At 65.2% G+C, this 25,046-nt stretch carries 23 protein-coding genes and 1 tRNA gene; 10 read left to right on the top strand and 14 right to left on the bottom strand.

All coding sequences use genetic code 11. The features are described 5' to 3' along the window. The first annotated feature begins 134 nt into the window (after positions 1–134). Together MU856_RS18305 and MU856_RS18300 are read left to right on the top strand one after the other, a co-directional pair. Positions 135–650, top strand: a complete 516-nt coding sequence (locus tag MU856_RS18305) for a helix-turn-helix domain-containing protein (RefSeq protein ID WP_217373000.1) — start codon at positions 135–137, stop codon at positions 648–650. Positions 651–697: 47 nt separating this feature from the next. Continuing rightward, positions 698–1,357: a class I SAM-dependent methyltransferase gene (locus tag MU856_RS18300; protein ID WP_186401303.1), complete on the top strand. Its 660-nt coding sequence runs from the start codon at positions 698–700 to the stop codon at positions 1,355–1,357. 26 nt (positions 1,358–1,383) lie between these two features. Here MU856_RS18300 and MU856_RS18295 read toward each other — a convergent pair whose 3' ends face one another. The 12 genes from MU856_RS18295 to MU856_RS18240 form a co-directional block, all read right to left on the bottom strand. Continuing rightward, entirely contained in the window at positions 1,384–1,800 is a 417-nt protein-coding gene (locus tag MU856_RS18295) for a hypothetical protein (RefSeq protein WP_186401304.1), read from the bottom strand. A gap of 65 nt (positions 1,801–1,865) precedes the next feature. Beyond that, the gene (locus MU856_RS18290; RefSeq protein ID WP_186401305.1) at positions 1,866–2,171 is read right to left on the bottom strand and encodes a hypothetical protein; all 306 of its coding nucleotides are present in this window, start codon (positions 2,169–2,171) and stop codon (positions 1,866–1,868) included. Between the two features lie 190 nt (positions 2,172–2,361). Then, the gene (locus tag MU856_RS18285; RefSeq protein WP_186401306.1) at positions 2,362–3,006 is read right to left on the bottom strand and encodes a DsbA family protein; all 645 of its coding nucleotides are present in this window, start codon (positions 3,004–3,006) and stop codon (positions 2,362–2,364) included. Continuing rightward, on the bottom strand, positions 3,003–3,437 hold the full coding sequence (locus MU856_RS18280) for a disulfide bond formation protein B (RefSeq protein WP_186401307.1): 435 nt from the start codon (positions 3,435–3,437) through the stop codon (positions 3,003–3,005). The genes MU856_RS18285 and MU856_RS18280 overlap by 4 nt, the downstream gene beginning before the upstream one ends. Then, a complete protein-coding gene (locus MU856_RS18275) occupies positions 3,434–3,919 on the bottom strand; it encodes an SRPBCC family protein (RefSeq protein WP_217372999.1) in 486 nt (161 codons plus the stop codon). Before MU856_RS18275 ends, MU856_RS18280 begins: the two co-directional genes overlap by 4 nt. A 58-nt stretch (positions 3,920–3,977) precedes the next feature. Then, entirely contained in the window at positions 3,978–6,518 is a 2,541-nt protein-coding gene (locus MU856_RS18270) for a heavy metal translocating P-type ATPase (protein ID WP_186401309.1), read from the bottom strand. Positions 6,519–6,708: 190 nt separating this feature from the next. After that, complete coding sequence (locus MU856_RS18265) at positions 6,709–7,179, bottom strand: SRPBCC family protein (protein ID WP_186401310.1); 471 nt, start codon at positions 7,177–7,179, stop codon at positions 6,709–6,711. Positions 7,180–7,260: 81 nt separating this feature from the next. Then, entirely contained in the window at positions 7,261–7,605 is a 345-nt protein-coding gene (locus MU856_RS18260; protein ID WP_186401311.1) for a DUF190 domain-containing protein, read from the bottom strand. Positions 7,606–7,614: 9 nt separating this feature from the next. After that, positions 7,615–10,857 carry an efflux RND transporter permease subunit gene (locus tag MU856_RS18255; protein WP_186401312.1) on the bottom strand — a complete coding sequence of 1,081 codons (3,243 nt, stop codon included), beginning with the start codon at positions 10,855–10,857 and terminating at the stop codon, positions 7,615–7,617. A gap of 3 nt (positions 10,858–10,860) precedes the next feature. Further along, positions 10,861–12,030, bottom strand: coding sequence for an efflux RND transporter periplasmic adaptor subunit (locus tag MU856_RS18250; RefSeq protein ID WP_186401313.1), 1,170 nt, complete (start codon positions 12,028–12,030; stop codon positions 10,861–10,863). Positions 12,031–12,139: 109 nt separating this feature from the next. Beyond that, positions 12,140–13,447: a TolC family protein gene (locus MU856_RS18245; RefSeq protein ID WP_186401314.1), complete on the bottom strand. Its 1,308-nt coding sequence runs from the start codon at positions 13,445–13,447 to the stop codon at positions 12,140–12,142. A gap of 65 nt (positions 13,448–13,512) precedes the next feature. Beyond that, a complete protein-coding gene (locus MU856_RS18240; protein ID WP_186401315.1) occupies positions 13,513–13,875 on the bottom strand; it encodes a hypothetical protein in 363 nt (120 codons plus the stop codon). Between the two features lie 415 nt (positions 13,876–14,290). On the opposite strand from MU856_RS18240, the gene MU856_RS18235 reads away from it, so the two are divergent. From MU856_RS18235 to MU856_RS18210, 6 genes are all read left to right on the top strand, one after another. Next, positions 14,291–14,695, top strand: a complete 405-nt coding sequence (locus MU856_RS18235; RefSeq protein ID WP_186401316.1) for a DUF3703 domain-containing protein — start codon at positions 14,291–14,293, stop codon at positions 14,693–14,695. A gap of 49 nt (positions 14,696–14,744) precedes the next feature. Further along, complete coding sequence (locus MU856_RS18230) at positions 14,745–15,080, top strand: hypothetical protein (protein WP_186401317.1); 336 nt, start codon at positions 14,745–14,747, stop codon at positions 15,078–15,080. Positions 15,081–15,144: 64 nt separating this feature from the next. Further along, a complete protein-coding gene (locus MU856_RS18225) occupies positions 15,145–16,380 on the top strand; it encodes a TolC family protein (protein WP_186401318.1) in 1,236 nt (411 codons plus the stop codon). Next, positions 16,377–17,642, top strand: a complete 1,266-nt coding sequence (locus tag MU856_RS18220; protein WP_186401319.1) for an efflux RND transporter periplasmic adaptor subunit — start codon at positions 16,377–16,379, stop codon at positions 17,640–17,642. The genes MU856_RS18225 and MU856_RS18220 overlap by 4 nt, the downstream gene beginning before the upstream one ends. 17 nt (positions 17,643–17,659) lie before the next feature. After that, a complete protein-coding gene (locus MU856_RS18215) occupies positions 17,660–20,821 on the top strand; it encodes an efflux RND transporter permease subunit (protein ID WP_186401320.1) in 3,162 nt (1,053 codons plus the stop codon). Positions 20,822–20,938: 117 nt separating this feature from the next. After that, a complete protein-coding gene (locus tag MU856_RS18210) occupies positions 20,939–21,535 on the top strand; it encodes a cation transporter (protein ID WP_186401321.1) in 597 nt (198 codons plus the stop codon). Positions 21,536–21,730: 195 nt separating this feature from the next. Here MU856_RS18210 and MU856_RS18205 read toward each other — a convergent pair. Further along, positions 21,731–21,805: transfer RNA gene (locus MU856_RS18205), tRNA-Gly, on the bottom strand. Between the two features lie 225 nt (positions 21,806–22,030). Between MU856_RS18205 and MU856_RS18200 the strand changes: the two genes are divergently transcribed. Together MU856_RS18200 and MU856_RS18195 are read left to right on the top strand one after the other, a co-directional pair. After that, complete coding sequence (locus tag MU856_RS18200) at positions 22,031–22,942, top strand: tetratricopeptide repeat protein (RefSeq protein ID WP_263588145.1); 912 nt, start codon at positions 22,031–22,033, stop codon at positions 22,940–22,942. Continuing rightward, positions 22,942–23,592: an LON peptidase substrate-binding domain-containing protein gene (locus MU856_RS18195; protein WP_082819847.1), complete on the top strand. Its 651-nt coding sequence runs from the start codon at positions 22,942–22,944 to the stop codon at positions 23,590–23,592. Before MU856_RS18200 ends, MU856_RS18195 begins: the two co-directional genes overlap by 1 nt. A gap of 207 nt (positions 23,593–23,799) precedes the next feature. Here MU856_RS18195 and MU856_RS18190 read toward each other — a convergent pair whose 3' ends face one another. Next, the gene (locus MU856_RS18190; RefSeq protein WP_062901209.1) at positions 23,800–25,029 is read right to left on the bottom strand and encodes an FAD-dependent monooxygenase; all 1,230 of its coding nucleotides are present in this window, start codon (positions 25,027–25,029) and stop codon (positions 23,800–23,802) included. Positions 25,030–25,046: the final 17 nt, after the last annotated feature.

Here is a 25,046-nt window from a genome sequence, read left to right as displayed (position 1 = left end):
GCGACTATCATGCTCTCTGGTCGGGTTCGGTTGGCGATGCCGCCGCGCACCGTCATTTTGCGGCGCAGGCAGTATTCTGTGCTGAGCCGCTTACGGTGGTCACTGCTGATGGCGCGCGCCTGTCGGGGCGTTGCTTGCTCATCGAACCCGATACCGTGCACCGGCTGCTCCCCGCTCCCGCGGCCGAATTATGGTTCGTCGAGCCGACAGTGGGCTTCGGTCCGCCGGTAGAACTGAAAAACCGGCTGATCTGCTCCGATCCGATTCATGTCGAGATGCCGGGACAGCGTTCCTTCTGGAAAAACTGGCTCATGCGAGGCACCCGCCCCCCGCTCGATCCGCGCATCACCCGCGCCGCCGCCTCGATTGACCGCCTGATCCCCATGGGCTCTGTCCGCCTCGCGGATGTGGCGGAAGAGAGCCGCCTTTCGCTCGGCCGCTTCCGGCATCTCTTTGCCGCCGAGATCGGCATGCCCTTCCAGCGCTTTGTGCTCTGGCGACGGTTGATTATCGCCTTCGACGAATTGGGAATGCGCCGCAGCGCGACCGAGGCCGCACATATGGCCGGGTTCAGCGACAGCGCGCATTTCGCCCGCACGATCAAGGCGATGTTCGGTATTCGGGCAAGCGACCTTTTCATCGAATCATAGCCTCTCCGTTCAAGCCGGTGCGTGATGACGCCTAGTAGAGGGGCATCATGTCAGACGCACAAAGAGACTTCGTCCCGGCACTCGGCAAGAGCGGATCGCTCGACCGCTACGATGCCGCCATAGCCCTCATGACCAGAGAGAAAAGATGGCGAAGCGACTTGCTGCGCTTCGCCGAACCGCGGCCGGGCGAGCGGATCGTCGACATCGGGTGCGGCACGGGAACATTTGCAATCGCCCTCAAGCAGTCGGCGCCGGAAAGCATAGTTCTGGCGGTCGATCCCGACCCCGCCGTGCTGGAAATCGCGCGCGCCAAGGCTGAGGTTGCCGATACCGAGATTCGATGGTTCGAGGCCATGGGCGACGAGCTGGACGGCATCGACGCACTCCGGCAATGCGACAAGATCGTATCAAGCCTTGTCCTTCACCAGTGCCCGATGGCCGTCAAGGAAGCGATTGCCGCGCAGATGTTCAGGCTCCTGAGGCCGGGCGGGACTCTTTTCATAGCCGACTATGGCGAGCAGCGGTCGCTGCTGATGCGCATGCTTTTTCGCCAGATCCAGCTGCTCGACGGGTTCGAATATACTGAACCCAACGCGAAGGGCTGCGTCCCGGGAATCCTTAAAGCCGCGGGTTTCGAGGCGGTCGAAGAGATGAAAGTCATCCCGACGCCGACCGGCTCGATTTCGATCTACCGCGCGCGGCGATAGCGATCAGCCGGGTGTCGCGCCCGCCGTCAGCCGTTCGCCGGTGAAGGGCTCAACGCCTGCCTCCAGGCGAGAAAGAGCGCCCAGACCATCACGATCGCCGCGATCATGAGAGAGGCCGCGACGATCGGGAGGACGAAGGACGCCTCGCCGTTGACCGGCGCTGCGCCGCGCTCCAGCGCCTCCAATCTGCCAAAGGCGCTCCGCCACCCGAAGCCGAGATTATAGGTCCAGGCGGCGGCCAGCAGGCCGGCCGCACTACGCGGCCTGATGCGGAGCGATGTCACGGCCCCGAAAATCATCAGCGCCACGCTGATATAGTCGACGAGCAACGCCTGAAGCGGCTGCCCCCAGACCATATGATACCAGGTTTCGAGGGTGAAATGGATCGTCGTCGCGAAAAGCGAAAACCAGGCAAGCCATGTCTCGGATCGGTGCCGCATCATCTATCCCCCCATAGAAGCGGCCCTTCCTAGACGAGCACTATCCCGGCGCCAACGTCCCTGCCGGCTCACCCGCGCCAGTGACGCCCGCGATGGTGGTGGTGCATCCGGCGCTTCTGATAGCGCCGCTCGTAGCGGTCGCGGCGTTCGTAGCGGCGATCGTATCCGCGATAATAGGGGTCGTAGCCGCGATAGCCCCGGTCATTGCCATAATAGGGCTGGTCGTGCCGGTTCGAACGATAGTCGCGGTCGTGGCCACGCGGCGCATCATGGCCGCGGCTATATCCGCCGCGATCGCCATGATGCTGGGCAAGCGCCGTTCCGGGGACCGCGAAGGCGAGCATCGCAGCCGCGATCGTCATCAGTTTTCGCATGTCAGTCTCTCCTTTTCGTGGCGGTCAAAATCCCCCTTCATGCTTGAATGCGCTGTGAATATTTCCTCCACCGCCGCCGATCGGCCGGTGACCCGGCGTGTCCATGCGACAGGCCGATGGCGGGAGAGACAGCGTCGCGACGGATGGTGGGCACCCGCCCCGCGTGGACGAAGCGGGGCGGGTGCGGCCCTCATTTGCCCTTTGCCGCGACGGCGGCCTGGACTCGGGCCTCGACCTGTTCGGGGCTGGGCTGGACGAGCATCTCGCCATTGACAAAAAATGTCGGGGTGCCCTTGACGCCGACCGCGCGCGCGTCGGCAATGTCCTGTTCCATCCAGGACATCGCATCGGCGGTCGGCATCGCGCGCGCTTTCGCGACATTGAGGCCGGCCTTCTCGGCCGCGGCCCAGGCGCCGTCCATCTTCCCGTCATGCCAGTCGGGCTGCGCCTCGAGCAGCGCCGCCGTCACCGGCACAAGCTTGCCCTGCACGCGCGCGGCTTCGAGGATCACGATCGCCTCGGCCGAGCCGGGGTGCAGCGGCAGGTAGCGCATCACAAGACGCACATCCTTGGGATATTTGGCGACGATGCCCTTCACCGTCGGATAGAAGGCGCGGCAGGCCTCGCACGACGGGTCGAAGAATTCGACGATCGTGACCGGGGCATTCTTGGGGCCGATGATCGGCGAGTGCGGGCGAATGAGGCTGTCGACGGGCCCCGCCACGACCTTCTTCGTGGGTTCGCCCTCGGCGGTTCCGCTGTAGAGCATCGCGCCGCCGGTGAAGGCGAGTGCCGAAACGACAAGCGTGGCCACCACTCCGATACGTCTGTTCATGATTTCAGTCTCCTTTGGAAGTTGAGCAAGAGGATAAGGATGATCGCGAAAGCGGTGAGCGACAGGAGGGGCAGCGGCACGCCTCCGATCGCCATGCTCTCGCCCGAGCAGGAGGGACCGCCGGTGCAGGGGACGATCGGGGCCGGAATGACGCCGGCATAGAGCAGGCTATGATAGAGGGCGACGAGGCTGCCTCCCGCGGCCAGCGCCAGCCCGTAAGGAATGACGGCGCGGTCCGACTTGAACGCGGCGATGCCGAGAATGATCGCGAGCGGGAACATGAAGGCGCGCTGAAACCAGCAGAGATCGCACGGTGCCTGACCCATGACCTCGCCGACGAAGAGGACGGCGAGGCTCGACAAGAGGGCAATCGTCCAGGCCGCGCCGAGCGGACGCCATTTGTGCGGAGCGAGAAGCGGAAAGCTCGTCATCGCCGGCCACCTCTGAACTTCGGTTTGGTTCGCCGGGGCGGCGATTGCGGCTTGCTATACTTGGACTTGAGATAGCTGAGCAGGATGCCGTCGATCGACCCGATCATTCTCTGGAAGCTGGTCTTGATGCCGGGAAGCCGGAGCCAGGCAAAGGGCCCGCGGCAGCGGTAGCGGTGGACGAACTTCGTCCCGCTTGCCGTCGGCGTCACGATGTAGCTTTCCTCGAACTGGAGGATGAAGCTAGGCTTCACGTCGAGTATCAGTTCTTCCCCGGGGCGCGCTGACGTTACCGCAGCGGGAACCTCGAGAAACTTGGGCTTGTGGGGATCCATTCGCATCGAATAGCGGATCGCGATCGGGTCCTCGGTCAAACGCTCGATGCGGACATAGGGATTCCAGATCCGGTGGTTCTCGAAGTCGCCGAGAACCGCCCATATCTGCTCCGGACTATAGGGGAGATCATGCTCCCGCTCGAACTCCATCACGTCTCCTTTCCTCCTTCGCACGCGCGGTCCGGGCCGTCGGCGACCTGGTCACCGCTCAGTCCGCGACGCGGTCGCGATAGGCGAGCAGGCGCAGCGCGTTGGCGACAACAACGAGCGTCGAACCTTCATGCGCCGCGACTGCGGGACCGATACCGAGCCCGAAGATCGTCGCCGGCACGAGGACAACAACCACGCCGAGGCTCACGACCAGATTCTGGCGAATGATCCGCCGCGTCTGGCGACTAAGACCGATCGCGAAGGGCAGATGCGCGAGATCGTCTGCCATCAAAGCGACGTCGGCGGCTTCAAGAGCGACATCTGATCCAGCCGCCCCCATAGCGATGCCGACGGTAGCATTTGCCATAGCGGGAGCATCGTTGACGCCATCGCCGACCATCGCTACAGGTTGCCTGGCCTTCAGATCGCGTATGGCGTCAACTTTCTGATCAGGCATGAGGTCGCCCCATGCCTCGTCGATACCGACTTCACCAGCGACAGCCTCCGCGACCTGCTGGTTGTCGCCCGAAACCATGATCATGCGGCGAATCCCGAGGTGTCGTAGTTTAGAGATCGTGGAAGGCGCTGATTTTCGGGGCTGGTCCATTAGTCCGATCACCCCAAGGTCGCGCGTCCCCTTCCGAACGGCCATTGTGGTCCGACCGTTCAAGCGCAAGCGCTCAATCTCTGCTAGGAGTTCGGGACCTAGGGGGGGCGTACCATTACGCCCGAACATCTCGGATTTCCCGATCAGCACGTCTTCGCCGTCAACGGTCGCGGAGACACCCTCACCAGTGCGGCTTCTAAAATCCTGCGCTTCCGGAATATTCCCGGAAGCCAGCAGTTCTCGGCCATCACGAGCTATGGCGCGAGCCAGCGGATGATCGCTCAGCTGTTCAACCGAAATTGCAACCCGTAATAGTTCGTCGCCCGTTACATCGACTGAAGGGATTACGGACACAATCCGTGGCTCCCCCTCCGTAAGCGTGCCGGTCTTGTCAAATGCCAGTGCAGTGAGCGAACCGAGGCTTTCGAGCGGCCCACCTCCCTTTACGAGCACACCGCCACGGGCGGCGCGGGCTACCCCTGAAAGGACAGCACTCGGCGTGGCTATTGCGAGCGCGCAGGGACTAGCGGCAACCAAGACCGCCATTGCCCGATAGAAGCTGTCGCGAAATGGTTCGTCTATAATGACCCAGGAAAAGAGCAGTAGAAAAACCAACGCGAGCACGCTGGGAACAAAAATCCTTTCGAAGCGGTCGGTGAATCGCTGGGTCGGAGACTTTTGCGTTTCGGCTTCACTTACCATCTGAACGACTTTGGCGAGAGCAGAGTCGCCGGCAAGCCGTGTCACTGCAACGTGGATAACCCCATAGCCGTTGATCGTACCCGCGAAGACCCGATTTTTTGAATCGATAGCATCGGGACTTGCTGCGGCGATTGAGCGGCTCGGCACAGGCTCTTTGTCGACGGGAACGCTTTCTCCCGTCACGGGCGCCTGATCTACTGCCGTTCGCCCAGCGACGACAAAACCGTCAGCCGGGAGCCGCTCGTTGGGCTTGACCACGACCGTGTCGCCGATCTGCAGAAGCTCGACCGCCACTTCGCGCGTGCTGCCGTCGTCGTTCTTCACCACGGCGGTCTGAGGCGCCAGTTCGGCGAGCGCCTCGATCGCGCGCTTGGCGCGGCCCATGGCGTAATGTTCTAGCGCATGGCCCAAGCTGAAGAGGAAGAGAAGCAGCGCGCCTTCGGCCCAAGCGCCCAGCGCTGCCGCGCCGGCTGCGGCGACGAGCATCAGCGTGTCGATCTCGAAGCGCTTGAGCTTCAGATTCTCGATCGCTTCACGGACGGTGAACCAGCCGCCGAAACCATAGGCAGCAAGATAGAGGCCGAAGCTCACCCACCCGGGAGCGACCTCGAACTTCTCGATCGCGAAACCGATGCCGAGGACGAGACCGCAAAGGAGGGCGAAAATCAGCTCGGTGCGTTCGCCGAATATCCCGCCATGGTCATGACCATGATCATGATCGTCCGGCCCCGTATGGCCATGCTTATGGTCGGGTCCGTGGGTGTGATCGGGGCCATGATCATGACCATCGTCACCATGCACATGTCCAGCTTGTGCCGGGACAGCCGCGGCGACGGCAGCCGATTTCCGGGTGACGCCCATATCCGACAATACCTTTCTGATCGCTTCGATGGAGGTTTCCGAGCGCTGGAACTCGGCGCGCAGCGTCCCCGCCGCGCCGACTTCGGCTTCGATCACGCCCGGCATTTCGCGAAGCCGAAGGCCGATCGTCCGCGCGCGCCGCGCGTGGCCGACGCCCTCGAGATCGTCCCAGAAGAGATGCTGATATTGGCCGGTGAGCTCCGCGCCGGCGCTTCGCGCGAGCTGCCGCACGCGTTCGAGCGGGAGAATGTCCGGACGGTAATGGATGCAGAGCTGCGGCGGCGAAGCGTCGCTCGACCGGACCACATGGACCTTGTCGACGCCTTCGCGTCCTTCGAGTTCGCTCATCAGGCGCGCGACGCAGCGGTCGGCGGTATCGGCGACTTCGGGGAGGAGCAGCGGAATATCGAGCCGCAACTGGTCACTCATGATGCGATCCTTTTCACTTGGCGATCGGCATTGCGGTCCGGGCGCATGTTAAACGCACGGCAGGATGAGGTGCGGGAACCTTCTCGGGATGCGACCCGGCTCCCGCACCTCCCTGACCGCCGGAGACCCCTGCCCGTGGTGAGGGGGGCGAATGAGAGGGGCCTCCGACGGCCAGGTTTCGAACTCAAAATCATGCGCGCCGTCCGCTCGGCCGCGCATAACGCGACTGGACGGTCGTGCGGCCGAAATGCTTTTCGAGCGCCGCGTTCGAGCGGCGCAGGAACACCGAGCAGGCGCGGCGCAGAAAGGGATAGCCGAGCCAGGAGAAGACGCCGCGGCAGTCGAGCCGGTGTGTGACCTCGACGCCCTGACCGAGCTTTTCGAGCCGGTAACTCTCCTCGATGACGAGCAGACCGCGCATACCGGTCCGCCATGAGAAACCCGAAAGCCAGTCGAGACCGGTGATCCGGCCCTCGGCCGACAGTTCGGGTCCACGCGCCCCGCGCGGCGAATAGACATAGTCGAGCCGCTCTTCATCACCGGGACGATCGGTGAAGCGGAGCGTCGGATGCCAGTCGCCGTATCGCTCGATATCGACGAGCAGGCGCCAGACACGCCCGATCGGGACCGGCAAGCGGAGCGAGGTACCTACCGAGAACATCGGCTGCCCCCTCGCTCGCGCAAGCTGGTCCGCGACGCAGGCCGGGGACCTGCGCCGCGGTGTAGACCGGCAAGGTGCCGGTCAGCTCTGGACATCAGGGGACTCCGCGGCGGATTTCCCGCCGAGGATATCCACCGCTTCGAGCGTGATGAGCCCGATGTCCGGTATTTCGGCGAGCTGCGCCGCGAAGTCGCGCAGCTTCTGCTCGTCGTCGATGATCTCGATCACGACCGCCCGGTCATTCTCCAGCGCATGCTTGCGGTGAAGATGCGCCGAGCGGCCGAAACCGAGAACCGCTTCAAGGACGGTTACCCCCGCCAGCTTTTGCTGGCGGGCGAGTTCGGAAATGAACTCGAAGACGCGCTGGTCACCGAAAAAGGCAGATTCGTCGGTGTAGACGCGCAAGAGCTTGGATGCTTTTTGCATGTTCCTCTCCTATTCCGTGACCGGCGCTTCGGCCGGTTCGGACTTGCGTTTCATGAAGCCGGGCTGCCAGTTCGATCCGAGCACCACCTTGGCGATGGCGGGAAGAACCAGAAGCGTCAGGATCGTCGCCGCGATGAGACCGCCGATGACGGTCGTCGCGAGCGGCTTCTGCACCTCGGCACCCGTCCCGGTCGCGAGCGCCATCGGCACGAAGCCGATCGCGGGCACGAAGCCGGTCATGATCACCGCACGCATCTTCTCGGTCATGCCCTCGCGGATCGCCTCGACGAGAGGCGTTCCATCCTCGAGCCGCTCGCGTATCGCCGTCATGACGACGAGACCGTTGAGGACCGCGACGCCGGCAAGGCAGATGAAGCCCACCGCCGCCGACACCGAGAAGTTGATGCCCGTTAGCGCCAGGGTGAACACCCCCCCCGCGAGACCGAGCGGCACCGCAAGGAACACGGCAGTTGCACGCCCGAAGGTACCAAGTGCCATGTAAAGCAGGATGAAGATGCCCGCGAAGCAGAGCGGCACCACGATCGAGAGCCGCTTCGACGCCGCCTGGAGGCTTTCGAACTGACCACCCCATTCAATGTAATAGCCCGCCGGTAGCTTCACATTGGCGATCTTCGCCTGCGCTTCGGCCACGAAGGAGCCCGCATCGCGGCCTTCGAGGTTCACCTGGACGACGACGCGCCGCTTGCCATTTTCGCGGCTGATCTGGTTGAGCCCTTCGGTCAGCCGGATCTGTGCCACCTGGGCGAGCGGAATCTGTCCGCGGTTGCCGCCCTCGGAAGGCAGAAGCACGGGCAGCGCGCGGATGTCGTCGAGATTGACCCGGGTCGCATCGGGGACGCGAACCGTGATGTCGAAGCGCCGGTCGCCTTCGTAGAGCAGGCCGGATTCGCGGCCGCCGAGCGCCGCCGACACCGTGTCGGCAACCTCCTGCACCGACAGCCCGTAGCGCGCGATCGCATTGCGATCGAGCTTCACATCGAGCGTCGGAGCGCCGCCCACCTGGTCGGCCTTGACGCTGCCCGCACCCGGAATGCCCTGAAGCACACGGACCATCTCGTTCGCGGCGAGCGACATCTTGTCGAGATCGTCACCATAGAGCTTGATGGCCACGTCGCCGCGGACACCCGCGATCAGCTCGTTGAAGCGGAGCTGGATCGGCTGGCTGACTTCGAACATCTGCCCGAGCTGACCGCCCGAGGCCTTCTCGATCCTCTCAACGACGTCGGCCTTGCTATCGACACCCGCCGGCCACTGATCCTGCGGCTTCAGGATGACGAAGCCGTCGGAAACGTTCGGCGGCATCGGGTCGGTCGCCACCTCGGCGGTACCCGTTTTTGAGAACATCAGCTCGACTTCGGGCAATTTGGAGATCGCGTTCTCGACATTGCGCTGCATCGTGAGCGACTGCTCAAGGCTGACCGATGGCACGCGCGTTGAGGCGAGCGCCATATTCTTCTCGTCGAGCTGCGGAATGAATTCCGAGCCAAGCAGACCGAAGGGCGGGATTGCCAGCAGGAAGAAGGCGAGACCGCCCGCAATGAAAGTCCATGGCTTCGCGATCGCCTTGTCGAGCAAGGGCAGATAGCGTTCCTTGGTCTTCCGGATGGCCCAGACTTCCTTCTCGGCCACCTTGCCGCGGATCATCAGCGCGACGAGCGCGGGAACGAGCGTGATCGCGAGGATGAAGGCGGCCACGAGCGCGAGCATGATGGTGATGGCCATCGGCGAAAAGGTCTTGCCCTCGACGCCCGTGAACATCAGCAGCGGCGCGAAGGCGAGCAGGATGATCGCCTGCCCGAAGACGGTCGGTTTGATCATCTCCTGGCTGGCGCGCATCGTCTCCTCGAGACGTTCGCGCAGATTGAGCAATCTCCCTTCATGTTCCTGCCTGTGCGCCAACCTCGCCAGACAGTTTTCAATGATGATCACCGCGCCGTCGACGATCAGGCCGAAGTCGAGCGCGCCGAGGCTCATCAGGTTACCGGGAACATGGAACGCGTTCATGCCCATCGCCATCATCAGGAAGGAGAAGGGAATGACGAGCACCGCGATGATCGCGGCGCGCCAGTTGCCGAGCAGGAAGAAGAGCGCGGCCGCCACGAGCAGCGCGCCCTCGGTGAGGTTCTTCTCGACGGTTCCGACCGTTGCGTTCACAAGCTTGGCGCGATCGAGCACCACCTTGACCTCGACGCCCGGCGGGAGGGTCTTCGAAATCTGGGCGATCTTCGCCGAGACATCCTCGGCCACGGTGCGGCTGTTCTGACCGATCAGCATGAGCACGGTGCCGATCACCGCCTCCTTGCCGTTCATGCTGCCCGCACCGGTGCGAAGGTCGCCGCCGATCCTCACATTGGCGAGCTGACCCACGGTCACCGGAACCCCGCCGCGCGTCGCAACGACCGCATTGCGGATTTCGTCGACCGAGCGCACGCGCGCATCGACGCGCACGAGATAGGCCTCGCCCGCCCGGTTGTAATAGTTGGCACCGACCGCGAGGTTGGCGCGTTCGAGCGCTTCACCAAGTTCGCTGTAGGAAATCCCGTAGCTGGTGAGCCGCGTCGGATCGGGCTCGACGACGAAGGTCTTGGCATAGCCGCCGATCGAGTCGACGCCGGCAACGCCGCCGACCGACTTCAATTGCGGGCTCACGATCCAGTCCTGGACCGTGCGCAGATAACCGGCCTTGGCGACCTCGTCGGTGAGGATGTCGCCTTCGGGGGTCAGATAGCTGCCATCGGGCTGCCATCCGGGCTGATTGGCGACCTTCTTGGCGCCTTTACCGTCGGGGTTCTTGTAGCCGACGGTGTACATGACGACTTCGCCGAGGCCCGTCGTCACCGGCCCGATCTGGGGCTGAACCCCGTCGGGCAGATTTTCACCCGCCTGCAGCAGGCGTTCACCCACTTGCTGGCGCGCGAAATAGAGGTCGGTTTCGTCGGTGAAGATCGCCGTCACCTGGCTGAAACCGTTACGCGAGATCGAGCGTGTCGTCTCGAGCCCCGGAATGCCTGCCAGCGAGATTTCGATCGGATAGGTAACGAGCTTTTCGATTTCGACCGGCGAGAGACGCGGGTCGATGGTGTTGATCTGGACCTGCTTGTTGGTGATGTCGGGCACGGCGTCGATCGGCAGCTTGGTGAGCTGCCAGACGCCGAGACCCGCGACGACGAGGAAGAGAAATAGCACCGCCCAGCGCGCGCGGACGGATAGCGCCATCAGTTTCGCGATCACGGTTTATTCCTCCTCGCCCGCGCCCTTGCCGAGTTCGGCCTTGAGCAGGAAAGCGTTCTTGGTCGCGACGATCTGGCCGGGCTTCAGACCCGAGAGGATCTCGATGCGGCCGGCGCTGCGCTGGCCGACGGTGACATTCTGGGCACGGAAACCATCCTTGGTCCGCACGAAGACCACGTCGCGGCCTTCGAGCGTTTGCAGCGCCTCGTCGGCGATGACGATCCGGGCAGGACCGCCGGCTTCGGCGCCCCGGCTCGGGAGCAGGCGAACGCGCACCGCGAGGCCCGGCTGCAGCGACCCCGGCACGTCGAGGACGGCGGTTGCCGAACGCGTGTCACCCGAAAGGCCCGGGGTAACGGCGCGCACGCGCGCATCGATCGTCCGGCCATCGGGCAGTTCGATGATCGCCCTGTCGCCGGGGCTCAGACGCTGCGCGTCGGCGGGACCGACGGCCGCCTCGATCTGGACCTGCGACGGGTCGGCCACCCGGAACAATTCGGTCTCGGGCTGCACGAAGGCCCCGAGGCTCGCGCTCTCGGCGGTGATGCGACCCGAGATCGGGCTCGCGACAATCACGCTGCTTCCATCGCGCGTCACCTGCGCGGCACTGGCTGCGGCGCGGGCGCGCTGCGCCTCCGCCGCGGCAGCTGCCGCCTCCGCCTGCGCCCGCTCATAATCGACCCGCGCCGAGACCTTCTGGTCGAGCAGGGTCTTCTCGCGGTGGAGATTCTTCTGCGCGAGGGTCGAGCGCGCATCGGCCGCGACCCGTTCGGCCGCGATCTGCGCGGCGTCACGGCTCTGAACGATCGCGATCGTTTCGCCCGCGCGAACCGGGTCGCCGAGCCGCTTGAACAGGCGCGTGACGGCACCGCCCGCCCGCGCGGTCACGATCGCCTCGCCGCTCGGTGCAGCGGTGACGGTCGCCTGCGAGATGATTTCCGAGCCCAGCCCGCCCGCGTTGATCGGTTCGACGCCGATCTCGGCGGCCTTGATCGCTTCGGGGGTGATGGCGAGGCTGCTCGGAAGGGCTTCGCTCGCCGCTTCCTCGCCGCCTTCGGCCGCGGGGGCCGGCGCCGGATCGGCGGTGCAGCGCGCGACGCCGAAGCCCGTGACGGCGGCGAGCGCCATCGCGCCCGCGACGGTGCCGAGAAGGCGCTTGTCCTTGGTGATCATATTCTATCTCCGCTGTTGATGCGGTTCGCGCGCCGACCGGCAGCGCACCCCTGTTGATTAAGAAGGAAGGCGGGGCGGACGGCCCCGCTGTTTGCTGGAACCGGCGCGCTCATGGCTGGTGATCCGCGTCGCCGTCGGCCGCAGCCTGGCGCGAGAGGATCGCGCGCGCCTCGGCGCGGGCCTGCCGGGCCGCGATCAGCTCGGCCTGCGTCGCGGCATAGGCTTGCTGCGCGTCGATATATTCGACGAGCGTCGACTTGCCGGCGCGGTAGCTGAGCTCGGCGAGCCGCACGCCTTCGCGCGCCTGTTCGATGCCGCTGCCTTCGAGCGCCGCGAGGCGGGCCTCGGCGGCTTCGAGTTCGGCCTTCGCGTTGGCGATCTGTGCCTCGGCATTGACGACCGCATTTTCCCGCCGCGCGATGGCGGCAGCGACGTCGGACTTGGCTGCCGAGATATTGCCGCGGTTGCGATCGAAGATCGGCAGCGGCACCGAGACATTGGCGATCAGAGCGCGATCGCCGGTGTCGCGAAGCTGCCGCACCCCGAAGCCGACCGAGGGGTCGAGACGACCGTCGGCACGCTGCCCCTGGAGGCGAGCTTCGGCGATCAGGCGATCGGTCTCGGCAAGCCTGACGTCGAGCGTGGCGAGCGAGTCGACCGTGGCGGGCATCGCCCACAGGTCGCCTTCGACCAGTTCGGCCGGTGCCACCGAGCTGCCGAGAAGCGCCGCGAGCGAACGGCGTGCCGTCCGTTCCTCGGCCTCGGCGGCGCGCAGTTCGGCGGTTGCCTGAACCAGCGCCGCATTGGCCCGGAAGGCGCGCAGCGGCGGCTCGTTGCCGGTGTCGACCATCGCCTGTGCGACGCGGACGAGCTCACGAGCGCGCGCTTCATTTTCGCGCGCGAGCGTCAGACTGTCGCGGGCGGCGAGCGCGGTTGCGAACTGGTTGCGAACCTCGAGCGCGAGATCGGCGCGGGCAATCTCTAGCCGATATTGGGCCGCGAGAAACTCGGCATCGGCGAGCGTCATACGCGCACGGCGCCGACCGCCGATATCGAGGCGCTGATTGACCGACACCGTCGTTTCGAGGCCGTTCAGGCCCGAATAGGGACCGGTGCCGGCGAAATTCTCGACATCGACGTTGAGGATGGGGTTGAAGCGATAGCCCGCCTGACGCTGGCGGCCGCGGGCGGCCTCCACTTCGGCCTGCGCGGCAACCACGCGCGGGGAGCGCGCATCGGCTTCCTCCATCGCCTGTGCGAGGGACAATCGGGCGGGAAGCGGGCCGGTACGCACCGCCTCGCTATCGGACGAAGGCGGTCCCACCAGCTCCGTCGCTGCCGACTGGGCAGCGGCGGGCACGGAATTTGCGCCTGCAACGAGCGCCGCGAGACTCGCGGCGACAACTATGGATTTCATGAAAAAGAGACTCCTGACGTTTCCAGGGAGAAGCGCACGCGGAGGGCGCGCGCAGACCTAGAGCGTCAGGCGATTGGAGGGCGGAACGTCCCGATATAGGCGACGGGCGGCAAGGCGGCCGTCAGGATGCGCGTATGCGCTTCAGGGGCAGGGGTTTCGGTCGCTGCTGAAAAGGTTTCCGCCGGCACGCCCGAATGGTGGCCATGGCAACCATGAGCGGCGGCTGGAACCTGCTGCTTTTCGCCGGGCGACGATTTTTCCTTGTCGGGCTCGGCGTTTTCGGCAGCCGGCGGACTCACGCAGCCCGCCTCGATCGCCGCGACAAAAAGGCTCGCCTCGGCCCGATCCTCGGTCGCATGCGCGAGCGACCCCGCAACCGTTCCGGATGCAAGGAGAAGGGTCAGGAGGAAGAGGATCACCCGTCGCATTGGAACCGGCCCCTAGCATCGAAACAGCGCGATGAAAAGTAGAAGATTTTCAATCAACTTCGGCAGCACTCTTCGAACCCTCGAAGGGATGCTGTAATGTTATCTCATTATCGCAGCGAAGCCATGTATCGGTCATAGGAATACTTATAGATCCGTCGGAAAGAAAAGGATATCGGTCGGACAATCCGGCATTAAGCACAATAGTTCTGCGATTTTCTTTCACATTTATTTGCTGCCTTACGCTATTGCCCTTGCCTTCCTTTGTACCGGGCCGAGCGCCGGCAGCGGGATTCGTCGTGGACAGGGCGGTAAATCGGGAGCCGCGCCCCGAGGCGCCGAGCGGTAACATGAGGGCTTGACCCTGTATCTACTACAGGGTGCAAAAGCTTGCCCTGGACAAAAAGGGGGACCCGGCATGACGACGTCGACTGCAAAACCGCCTAGCAGGGCCATCGCCGCGCCGCTCCTGCGCGACCAATATCGCCTGTTTCGCGAATCAAGCCGAATCGGCGATGAAGCCGCCGCGTGGCGGGCGCTGGAATGGGAACATATATTGAGCCAGCCCTTTATGGTCGCGCACCTGGCCTCGCACTGGCACATGCTGCGCTATGCGATCGAACTGGGTGATAGCCGGGAAGCCGCCGGTCAGGCGATGCGGCTCCTGCTCGTGCCGCTCGGCTCGCTGACCGGTCGGCTACCCGCCGGGAACAATGGCCGCGCGCGCGTGAGCGCCTTCGATCCGATGCCGATGCCGGAGGGCCTGGCGGTACTGATCGAGGCGGCCCGGTCGGCGGCAACGCGCGACGGCCGTCCAGGCTGAGCCGGTTTTGGGCTTTCGGAACAGGCTATTCGCTGTTAGGGGCGCGCGGATGTCCGGCGCTCCGCTCCGCCTCTTGATGCTGTTCGTCCTGCTGCTGAGCGGGCTTCATAATGCTGCGCCCGCGGCTGCCGGCATGTCGCACCACGCGACCGATTCCCATCTCGCCCACCATGCGGACGTGCCACAAGCGCCGGACAGCGACGCAGACGGCAAGCAGGACGCCGATCTGCACGGAAGCCACCACAATTGTCCGGTGGCGTCCGATCAAGCGCTTTCGGGGAACAGCGATCTGACCTGCTTTTCCGGCGGCCTGCACTTCGCGCTGCCCGCGACGCGCCTCGCGTCGCGCGCCCTCGCGCCTCCCCTGAACCCTCCCCTCGCCTGAACGACGCCTGCCGCGCGGCCCTTCCCGGCCTGCGCTCAGTCGAACCGTTCAGGAGTGATCATTTATGCATATCCATATGCGCGCCGCCCTGTTGGCCGGGGCTGCGCTGCTGGCCGGGCCCGTGTGGGCTCAGCCGCTAACGCTCGACCAGGCGGTCGAGCGGGCCATCGCTGCATCGCCCGAGCTCAGAGCGGGTGAAGCGGGGGTCGACGCCGCGCGTGCCGACCAGCTGCAAGCTCGCGTTCGTCCCAATCCGACCGTCTCGGTCGATCTGGAAAATGGCGTCGGAACGGGCGGCTATGGCCTGTTCCGACAGTCGGAACTGACCGTCACCTACTCGCAGCCGCTCGAACGCGGCGGAAAGCGGGAGGCGCGGATGGCACTTGCCGAGCGCGGCGTCGTTCTCGCCGAGGCGCAGTGGCGGCTCGTCCGGCTCGACATCGCCCAGGAAGTGCAGCGCGCCTATATCGACGTCCAGATCGCCGAGCAGATGGTCTGGGTCGCCGAGGACCGCGTCAAGCTCGAGAAGGAGATACGCAGCGAGGCGATCCGCCGCGTGCGGGGTTACAAGGATCCGCTGTTCGTCGAGACGCGCGCCGATGCCCGCATTCTCGAAGCCGAACTGGCCCTGAAAGAAGTCCAGGCGAAGCGCCAGTCGGCGCGCGCTCTGCTCGCTTCCTTCTGGGGCGGCACGCCCGACAGCCTCGTGATTGCCGAGGGGATCGAAAAGCCCGATCCGCGCGATCCACCGCTCGCCGAGGCCGATGCGGCCGTCTTCGACGCGGCCGTCGATCGCGCGCGGGCGCAAGTGGTCGTCGAGCAAAGCCGCGCGCACCAGGACTATACGGTGTCGGGCGGCACGCGTTTCCTTCGCGAGACCAATGATGTCGCCGTTCTCGGCGGCATCTCGATCCCGCTCGGACGCTTCGACCGCAACCAGGGCAATATCGCCCGGGCGCAGGCCGAACGGCGGCAGCTCGAGTTTCAGTCCGAGGCGAGCCGGCTCGAGCGGCTGCGGCGCCTCGCCACGCTTCGCGCCGACGCCGACGCCGCGCGGGTCCGGGCCGAGGGCATCATGAACGACGTCTATCCGAAGGCGGTGAAGACGCTCGCCCAGGTGCGCGAGGGCTATGCCCGCGGCGGGTTCCTGTTCGCAGACGTGCAGGATGCCGCCGACGTCATCATCCAGATCCAGGGTCAGTGGGCCGAGGCCATGACGCGCTACCGCGATTTGCTCGCGGAGATCGATCGCCTGACCGGCCGCTTCGATGCGGCTCCCCTTGCGGAGAATATTCCATGAAGAAGTTTCCATTTCCCGCCGCTGCCGCGGCGCTGTTTCTTGCCGTGCCTCTCGCTGCCTGCGGCGGCGGCGGCGCCGAGGGCGAAGACAAGCATGAAGAAGGCGAAAGCCACGCCGAGGGCGAAGGCGAGGAAGATGCCAAAGGCCCGAACGGCGGCAAATTGCTCAAGAATGGCGATTTCGCCGTCGAGGTGACGATCTTCGAGAATGGCACCGAACCGCAATTCCGCGTCTTCGCAACGCGGGGCGGGAAGCCGGTCGATCCCAAGGATGTCCAGCTCGCGATCACGCTCACCCGTCTAGGCGGCGACGTCGATCGCTTCACCTTCCGCCCGCAAGGCAAGTTCCTCGCAGGGCAGGGGGTCGTTACCGAACCGCACAGCTTCGATGTCGAAGTCGTCGCGGTGACGGGCGGTAAACGCCACGTCTGGAAATATGCGAACCCCGAGGGTCGCACCCGGATCGCGACGGACGCCGCCAAGGCCGGAGGCATCGAAACCGCTGTCGTCGGTCCGGCGACGGTGGGCGAGATGCGCGAACTCTACGGCACCGTCCAATTGTCTCCGACCGCCCGTTCCGAAATTCGCGGCCAGTTCCCCGGCCGCGTCGTGTCGGTGACCAAGGCGGTGGGCGACAGCGTCCGCCGCGGAGAGCTTCTCGCGCGGATCGAGTCGAGCGAGAGCCTCCAGGTCTATCCGGTCTATGCGACGGTCGGCGGCGTGGTCGCGGAGCGCAACGCAAATCCCGGTGACGTCACCGACGGGCGCGCACTCTATGTGGTTACCGACCCGGCGCAGACCACGGTCGTCTTCAACATCTTCCCCCGCGACCTCGCGATCATCCGACCGGGGATGCGGGTGACGGTGGAGACGCAGGATGGCGCCGCGATCGCGACCGCGCCGCTCGGACAGTTCCTGCCCGACGGCAATGTCGAGGCGGGCATCGCGCTCATTCGCGCGACGATCCCCAACCGCTCGGGGACGCTTCGGCCCGGCATGGCCTTGCGCGGCCGCGTAATGGTCAATCCCGTCACCGTGCCACTCGCGGTGCGCACCGAGGCGATCCAGCCCTTCCGCGACTTCAAGGTGGTCTATGCCAATTTCGGGCAGGACTATGAGGTCCGCATGCTGAAGCTCGGCCGTTCGTCGCCCGAATGGACCGAGGTCCTGTCGGGCATCAAGCCCGGCACCGCCTATGTCACCAAGGGCAGTTTCCTCGTTCGCGCCGACATCGAAAAGTCCGGCGCGGGCCACGACCATTGATCGGGGGGCAGGATAATATGCTAGCCAGAACCATAGGCTTTTCGATCCGGCAGCGGTGGCTCGTCCTCGCGGTCGTCGCGCTCCTTTGCGCGATCGGCGCATGGAGCGCGACCAAGCTGCCCATCGACGCCGTCCCCGACATCACCAACGTCCAGGTCCAGATCAACACCAAGGCGGAAGGCTATTCGCCGCTCGAATCCGAGCAGCGCATCACCTATCCGATCGAGACCGCGATCGCGGGCATCCCGAACCTCAGCTATACGAGGTCGATCTCGCGCTATGGCCTCAGCCAGGTCACCGTCGTCTTCGAGGACGGGACCGACATCTATTTCGCGCGCCAGCAGGTGGGCGAGCGCCTCCAGGCCGCGCGCGGCCAGCTTCCGCCCGGGATGGAGCCCGAAATGGGCCCGATCTCGACGGGTCTCGGCGAAATCTTCATGTTCTCGATCGAGGCCGAACCGGGCGCAAGAAAGCCCGACGGCACGCCTTATACGACCGAAGACCTCCGGACGATGTCCGACTGGGTTATCCGACCGCAGATGCGCACGATCCCGGGGGTCGCCGAGATCAACACGATCGGCGGCTATGCACGCCAATATCATGTAACCCCTAACCCGGCCTCGCTCGCTTCGCTCAACCTTTCGCTCAACGATGTCGTCACCGCATTGGAGGCCAATAACGCCAATCGCGGCGCCGGCTATGTCGAGCGCAGCGGCGAACAGATTCTGATCCGCGTGCCGGGTCAGGCCAATAACGAGCGCGACCTGTCGCAGATCATCGTCACCACCCGCGGCGGGGTTCCGATCCGGATCGCTGACGTCGCCGATGTCGCGATCGGCTCGGGGCTGCGCACGGGCGCCGCGACCGAGAATGGCAAGGAAGTCGTCCTCGCAACGGTCTCAATGCTGATCGGGGAAAATCCGCGCGTGGTGGCGCAGGCCTCGGCCGAACGTCTCGTCGAAGCCTCGCGCGCCCTGCCGAAGGGTGTCGTTGCCAAGCCGCTCTATGATCGCACCGCGCTCGTCGAGCGGACGATCTCGACGGTGCAGAAGAACCTCGCTGAAGGCGCGCTCCTCGTCATCGTGATCCTCTTCCTGCTGCTCGGCAATTTCCGGGCGGCGCTGATCACGGCGGCGGTCATTCCCGTTGCGATGCTGATGACGCTGACGGGCATGCTCCAGACGCGAACATCGGCCAACCTCATGAGCCTTGGCGCCCTCGACTTCGGCCTCATCGTCGACGGGGCCGTCATCATCGTCGAGAACTGCCTCCGCCGGCTCGGCGAGGCACAGCACAGGCTCGGACGCCTGCTCGACCGCGACGAACGCTTCGGCCTCGTCGCCTCGGCGAGTGCAGAGGTGATCAAGCCAAGCATCTTCGGCATCATCATCATTACCGCCGTCTACCTGCCGATCTTCGCGCTCGAAGGCGTCGAAGGAAAGACTTTCCATCCAATGGCGATCACCGTCGTCCTCGCGCTTACCGCCGCTCTGCTGCTGTCGCTCACTTTGGTTCCGGCCGCGGTGGCGCTCTTCGTCACCGGCAAAGTCGAAGAGAAGGAGAATTGGCTGATGCGCGGTCTCGGCAAGGGCTATCGCCCGATGCTCGACCGCGTCCTCAATTGGCCGAAGGCTGCGCTTTCGAGCGCGCTGCTACTCGTGGCGCTCAGCGGCGTGGCGGCATCCAGTCTGGGGTCCGAGTTCATCCCGGACCTCGACGAAGGCGATATCGCGATGCACGCGATGCGCATTCCGGGGACGAGCCTGACCCAGTCGATCGCGATGCAGGAGGCGCTGGAGAAGAGGATCAGGCAGTTCCCCGAAGTCGAACGGGTGTTCGCGAAGATCGGCACGCCCGAGGTCGCGACCGACCCGATGCCGCCATCGGTCGCGGACAATTTCATCATGCTCAAGGACCGGAAGGAATGGCCCGATCCGAGAAAGACGCGCGACCAGCTCGTTGCCGAACTCAACAAGGCGGTGAACGAGGTGCCGGGGAACAATTATGAGTTCACCCAGCCGGTGAAGATGCGCATGAACGAGCTGATCGCCGGCGTCCGCGCCGACGTTGCGATCAAGCTGTTCGGCGACGATCTCGATCAATTGCTCGAATCGGGGCAGGCGATCGAGGAAGTCGCCGGCGGGATTGCGGGCGCGCAGGACGTGAAGCTCGAGCAGGTCACCGGCCTGCCGATGCTCTCGGTCACGCCCGATCGCGACAAGCTCGCGCGCTACGGCGTCAGCATGGAGACGGTCCAGGACGCGGTTTCGACCGCAACCGGGGGCCGTCAGGCGGGCGAGCTCTTCGAGGGTGACCGCCGCTTCGACGTCATCGTCCGGCTTCCCGAGGCCATTCGCACCGATCTCGCGTCGCTCGGCAATCTCCCCGTTGCGCTTCCGGCGGGCGGCTTCGTGCCGCTTTCGGAACTGGCGGAGATATCGCTCGCGGCGGGGCCGAACCAGATCAGCCGCGAAAATGGCAAGCGCCGCGCGGTGATCACGGCGAATGTCCGTGGGCGCGATCTGGGTTCGTTCATCGACGAGCTCACGCAAAAGGTCGAAGCCGAGGTCGTGCTGCCCGATGGCTATTACATCGAATATGGCGGGACGTTCGAACAGCTTCAGTCCGCAACCGAGCGCCTCCAGATCGTTGTGCCGCTCGTGCTGCTGCTGATCTTCGGCCTGCTGTTCATGCTGTTCGGCACGGTGCGCGATGCGGCGATCGTCTTCTCGGGCGTGCCGCTGGCTCTGACGGGAGGGGTCGCGGCGCTGGCGCTGCGCGACATTCCGCTCTCGATCTCGGCGGGCGTCGGCTTCATTGCATTGTCCGGGGTCGCGGTGCTGAATGGCGTAGTGATGCTCTCCTTCATCAAGGATTTGCGCGAGCGCGGAAAAGGCCTCGTAGATGCGATCCGCGAGGGGGCGCTCACCCGACTCAGACCGGTGATGATGACCGCGCTGGTGGCGTCGCTAGGGTTCATACCGATGGCGCTCAATGTCGGAGCGGGATCCGAGGTGCAGCGGCCGCTGGCAACCGTCGTCATCGGCGGGATCATCTCGTCGACGATCCTGACGCTCCTGGTGCTACCTGCGCTCTACCTCCTGGTCCACCGACGGACCGCGAAGGCCGAAGAGGAAGAGTTGGCGCGTCCGAGCGGCGCGGCCAGCCCCGCAGGCTGAGACCCTCCCGGTCAGCCGCCATTCCCCCCTGTCGGCGGCAACCGGGAGTGCCGACTGAGGCGGAACCCAAGCGGGTTCCGCCTCCTTTTAGGGATGGTGAGGATTGAGGAGCTTGCAATGAATGAAAAAGCATCCGGGAGCGAACGCGAAAAGCGAACGCTCCAGATCGTTCTCGTCCTGAACGCGGCGATCGCGATCGCCTTCCTTTTAACCGGCGCACTCGGCGATTCGAGCGCGCTCATCGCCAACGGGCTCGACAATCTGTCCGACGCTGCGGTCTATGCCTTGAGCCTCGTTGCGCTCAGCCATGGCCTGAAATGGAAAACCCGTGCTGCCACGGCATCGGGCGTCATGCTGCTGGTCTTCGCGGCCGGCGTCCTGTTCGATGTCGGACGGCGCTATTTCGAAGGCAGCGAACCGATCGGTCCGACGATGATGATCATGTCGGCGGTCGCTGCGGTGGTGAACTATGCTTGCCTGAAGCTCTTGCAGCGCATTCAGGATCCGGACGTCAACCTCAGAGCCGCGACAACCTTCAGCTACAACGACTTCATCTCGAACGGCGGCATCCTGATCGCGGGCGTACTCGTCTGGTGGCTCGGGACGAACTGGCCGGATCTTCTGGTCGGGTTTGCGACTGCACTGATCGCGATCAAGGGCGGGATCGAAATCCTTCGCGACGCCCGGCAGGAAGCCAAACAGCAGCAAGGCTAGAGGCTGTGGGGCCTATCGGATCGGCGGAAGAATGTTCGGACCTGTTCGAACAGAGCCGCCGATCCTTGCCCAGAGGCACCCGACAGCTCGCCCCCATCATATTACGTCCTTATTACGCGAGGCAAAATTCGGGCTCGCGTAACAGGGCATATTACGCCGCTAATCGGCGTAAGTTATTGAAATTTTTTGGAAAACTGGAGCGGGCGAAGGGATTCGAACCCTCGACCCCAACCTTGGCAAGGTTGTGCTCTACCCCTGAGCTACGCCCGCTCTGGCGGCTGGCGACCGGTGGGTGCCAGCGGGTGAGGCGGGCGATTAGCACCGGCTTTTGGAGTCGGCAAGCCCCCCTTTGTACTTTTCTTAGAGGGGCCGGGCGAAGGGTTGGCATCCGGCGTATAATTCCCACATAACGCGGCGAGGAGATTCTTTTCGCGTCGGCACGGGGCCATTGCAGCCCGCCACCATGGCGCGAAACAACCGGCAAGGAGCATGAGCGTGGCGACATTGGGGCTGAACCCACAGGAAAAGGAAGCCGTCGAAGCCTTCCGCCGCGACGTCGTCGAACCGTCGATGACGAAGCTCGTCATCCTCGATTTCTGGGCCGAATGGTGCGGGCCGTGCAAGCAGCTCGCCCCCGTGCTCGAAAAGGTCGCCGCCGATTACGCCGACAAGGGCGTGGTGCTGGCGAAGGTCGACGTCGATACGAACGGTTTCATCGCGAGCCAGTTTCAGGTCCAGTCGATCCCGACCGTTTATGCGATCTTCCAAGGCCAGCCGGTCGCCAATCTGACAAACGCGCGCAGCGAAAGCCAGCTCAAGTCGATGCTCGACCAGCTGCTCGCTCAATTGCCGGTCGAAAGCGACGCCGGAGCACGCGCGGTCGAGATCGCCCCGCTGCTCGAAATGGGCGAATCGGTTCTGGCCGAAGGCGACGGCCCGCGCGCGGTCGGCATTTTTTCGCAGGTCGCCGAAATGGCGCCCGACAGCGCCGCCGCGCACGGCGGGCTGATCCGCGCGCTGCTCGCCGCAGGCGATAGCGAAGGTGCGGCGCTGGCGCTGGCCGCCGTCCCCGCCGACATTGCGGGCGATCCCGCGATCGCGCAGGCGAAAAGCGCGCTCGAACTCGCCGCAGATGCGCCCGACGCCGGCGAACTCGCGGCGCTGGAAGCCGCGACCGCCGCCCATCCCGACGACCATCAGGCGCGCTTTGATCTTGCCGTGGCGCAAATCGGCGCGGGACAGCGCGATGCCGCCGCCGACAATCTGCTCTACATCGTCGCCGCCGACCGCGAATGGAACGACGGGGCAGCGCGCGCGAAGCTGCTGTCGCTGTTCGAAGCGGTGGGGCTGGAAGATCCGTGGGTCGCCGCCCAGCGCCGCCGCCTGTCACTGATCCTGTTCGGCTGATGTCGACCGACGCGCCCCTGACCATTCAGCGGATCGCGATTTTTCCGCTGCCCGGGGCGGTGCTGTTTCCGGGACTGCACCTGCCGCTCCACATTTTCGAGCCGCGCTACAAGGCGATGGTGCAGGAAGTGCTGGCGCGCGACCGCCAGATCGGGATGATCCAGCCGCGCCAGATCCCGGGCGAGGAGGATCGCGAGCCCCCCGCGCTTTACGATGTCGGCTGCGTCGGGCGCATCATCGACGTCGAGGCGCTCGCCGAGGGTCGGTTCAACATCGTCCTGGAAGGCGTCGCGCGCTTTCGCGTCCGCCGCGAGCTCGACGTCACGACACCCTTTCGCCAGGTTGAGGCCGAAATAGAGGCCGAGGTCGAGGATGAAGCAGCGCTGTCGAGCATCGAGCGCGCGAGCCTTGAGCGCGAGGCGAAACGCTTTGCCGAGCGGCAGGGCTATGTCGTCGACTGGGCTTCGGTCGGTCAGCTCGACGACGAAACACTGGTGAACGGCATCGCGCAGGTCGCACCGTTCGACGCTGCGGCCAAGCAGGCGCTGCTTGAAACCTCTCCGCTCGAAACGCGCGCCGAACTGGTGATTCAGTTGATGCAGTTTTTCGGCCGCTTCGACGGCGACGACGGACGCGCGACGCTGCAGTAGAGCGTTAGTGCGGCGAGCGCCAGCGACGCGCAAAGGCACGATCGATCCGCGCCCGCGCACCCGGCGTCACCTCTGCCGCGGTGTGCGCCGTGCCTCGATCCTGTCCGACATCTTATGTCCCCTGTTCCCCGCGGCAAAATGGCCGCGCAGGATCAGGCTATGCCGCAATGGTTAGCGCGGTCGCACGGGGCGCCCAAGCAGGACTAGCTATATTTCGGTGCCAGCCAGCAGCCGAGGCAGATCGCCCGCTTCGCCGCGCGCTTCGTCCATGAAGAAGCGCTTGAGCGCCGGCATGCGCTGCACCGCGCCGAGCCCGGTACGGCGGACGAGGGAGGCGGTGCGCCCCGGAATGCCGAACAGCCGCGTCAGTCCGTCGGTCGCGAGGCTGACCATCAGATTGTCGAGCCCGCGCCAGCGCTGATAGCGCGCGAGCAGCGCCGCATCGCCAAGATCGAGTCCGATCCGCGCGCCGTCGACGAGGACCTCGGCCAGCGCCGCGGCATCGCGCAGCCCCAGGTTGAGACCCTGCCCCGCGATCGGATGGATGCCGTGCGCAGCGTCGCCGACCAGGACGATGCGGTCGCCGACGATCTGCGCGCTGTGATGGAAGCCGAGCGGATAGGTCATGCGCGGCGCGACGAGCTCCATCGTGCCGAGAATGTCGCCCGCGCGCTTGCCGAGTTCGGCAAGGAAGCCCCGGTCGCCAAGCTTGGCGAACCCCGGCCCGTCCTGTTCGGATACGGTCCACACGAAGGCCGAGCGATGCCGCCCCTCGCCATCGTCGACAAGCGGAAGCAGCGCGAAGGGTCCCGAGGGGAAAAAGATTTCGTGCGCGATCTGATCATGCGGACGCGAATGCGCCACCGCGCCAATCATCGCGTGATGATGATAGGACCAGTTGGCGATCGTGAAGCCGGCCGCATCGCGGGTCGGCGAACGGCGCCCTTCGGCGACGATGAGCAGTGGCGCCGCGAGCCGCGTGCCATCGGCGAGGGTCAGCGTGACACCATGCGCGTCGATATCGCGCGCGACCACCTTCGCCGGCATGAACAGGCGCACCAGCGGCGCCTCGGCAAGCGCCGCCGCGAGCGCGACGCGAAGCTGGCGGTTTTCGACCATCGTACCGAGCGCGGGGGCGTCCGCATCGGCGACGAAATCGAGCTCGCCCGCCTGTCCCCCGTCGCTGACCTTGATCGCGCGGATCGGGCAGCCGTGGGGTGCGAGCCGGTCAGCAAGGCCGAGCACGCCGAACATCTGCCATACCGCGCTGGCGATCGCCGAGGCGCGGCCATCGAAGCCTGGCGCGATCGTCGCAACCGGATCGGCGGGGTCGACGATCTGCGACGACAGACCATGATGGGAAAGCGCGATCGCCAGAGCCTGGCCGACAAGCCCGCCGCCGGAGATCAGGACATCGCTGCGCAATATTTCGCTCATGCCGCCGCTCTACTCTG

The sequence above is a fragment of the Sphingopyxis sp. GC21 genome, from assembly GCF_025727575.1.
Taxonomy (GTDB): domain Bacteria; phylum Pseudomonadota; class Alphaproteobacteria; order Sphingomonadales; family Sphingomonadaceae; genus Sphingopyxis; species Sphingopyxis terrae_A.
This window is presented reverse-complemented; position numbering and strand designations above follow the sequence as displayed.

Excerpts from the sequence above, each read along its gene's own strand:
- MU856_RS18300 (WP_186401303.1), top strand. The coding sequence starts at position 698 with ATGTCAGACGCACAAAGAGACTTCGTCCCGGCACTCGGCAAGAGCGGA.
- MU856_RS18295 (WP_186401304.1), bottom strand. The coding sequence starts at position 1,800 with ATGATGCGGCACCGATCCGAGACATGGCTTGCCTGGTTTTCGCTTTTC.
- MU856_RS18290 (WP_186401305.1), bottom strand. The coding sequence starts at position 2,171 with ATGCGAAAACTGATGACGATCGCGGCTGCGATGCTCGCCTTCGCGGTC.
- MU856_RS18285 (WP_186401306.1), bottom strand. The coding sequence starts at position 3,006 with ATGAACAGACGTATCGGAGTGGTGGCCACGCTTGTCGTTTCGGCACTC.
- MU856_RS18280 (WP_186401307.1), bottom strand. The coding sequence starts at position 3,437 with ATGACGAGCTTTCCGCTTCTCGCTCCGCACAAATGGCGTCCGCTCGGC.
- MU856_RS18275 (WP_217372999.1), bottom strand. The coding sequence starts at position 3,919 with ATGGAGTTCGAGCGGGAGCATGATCTCCCCTATAGTCCGGAGCAGATA.
- MU856_RS18270 (WP_186401309.1), bottom strand. The coding sequence starts at position 6,518 with ATGAGTGACCAGTTGCGGCTCGATATTCCGCTGCTCCTCCCCGAAGTC.
- MU856_RS18265 (WP_186401310.1), bottom strand. The coding sequence starts at position 7,179 with ATGTTCTCGGTAGGTACCTCGCTCCGCTTGCCGGTCCCGATCGGGCGT.
- MU856_RS18260 (WP_186401311.1), bottom strand. The coding sequence starts at position 7,605 with ATGCAAAAAGCATCCAAGCTCTTGCGCGTCTACACCGACGAATCTGCC.
- MU856_RS18250 (WP_186401313.1), bottom strand. The coding sequence starts at position 12,030 with ATGATCACCAAGGACAAGCGCCTTCTCGGCACCGTCGCGGGCGCGATG.
- MU856_RS18245 (WP_186401314.1), bottom strand. The coding sequence starts at position 13,447 with ATGAAATCCATAGTTGTCGCCGCGAGTCTCGCGGCGCTCGTTGCAGGC.
- MU856_RS18240 (WP_186401315.1), bottom strand. The coding sequence starts at position 13,875 with ATGCGACGGGTGATCCTCTTCCTCCTGACCCTTCTCCTTGCATCCGGA.
- MU856_RS18235 (WP_186401316.1), top strand. The coding sequence starts at position 14,291 with ATGACGACGTCGACTGCAAAACCGCCTAGCAGGGCCATCGCCGCGCCG.
- MU856_RS18230 (WP_186401317.1), top strand. The coding sequence starts at position 14,745 with ATGTCCGGCGCTCCGCTCCGCCTCTTGATGCTGTTCGTCCTGCTGCTG.
- MU856_RS18225 (WP_186401318.1), top strand. The coding sequence starts at position 15,145 with ATGCATATCCATATGCGCGCCGCCCTGTTGGCCGGGGCTGCGCTGCTG.
- MU856_RS18220 (WP_186401319.1), top strand. The coding sequence starts at position 16,377 with ATGAAGAAGTTTCCATTTCCCGCCGCTGCCGCGGCGCTGTTTCTTGCC.
- MU856_RS18215 (WP_186401320.1), top strand. The coding sequence starts at position 17,660 with ATGCTAGCCAGAACCATAGGCTTTTCGATCCGGCAGCGGTGGCTCGTC.
- MU856_RS18210 (WP_186401321.1), top strand. The coding sequence starts at position 20,939 with ATGAATGAAAAAGCATCCGGGAGCGAACGCGAAAAGCGAACGCTCCAG.
- MU856_RS18195 (WP_082819847.1), top strand. The coding sequence starts at position 22,942 with ATGTCGACCGACGCGCCCCTGACCATTCAGCGGATCGCGATTTTTCCG.
- MU856_RS18190 (WP_062901209.1), bottom strand. The coding sequence starts at position 25,029 with ATGAGCGAAATATTGCGCAGCGATGTCCTGATCTCCGGCGGCGGGCTT.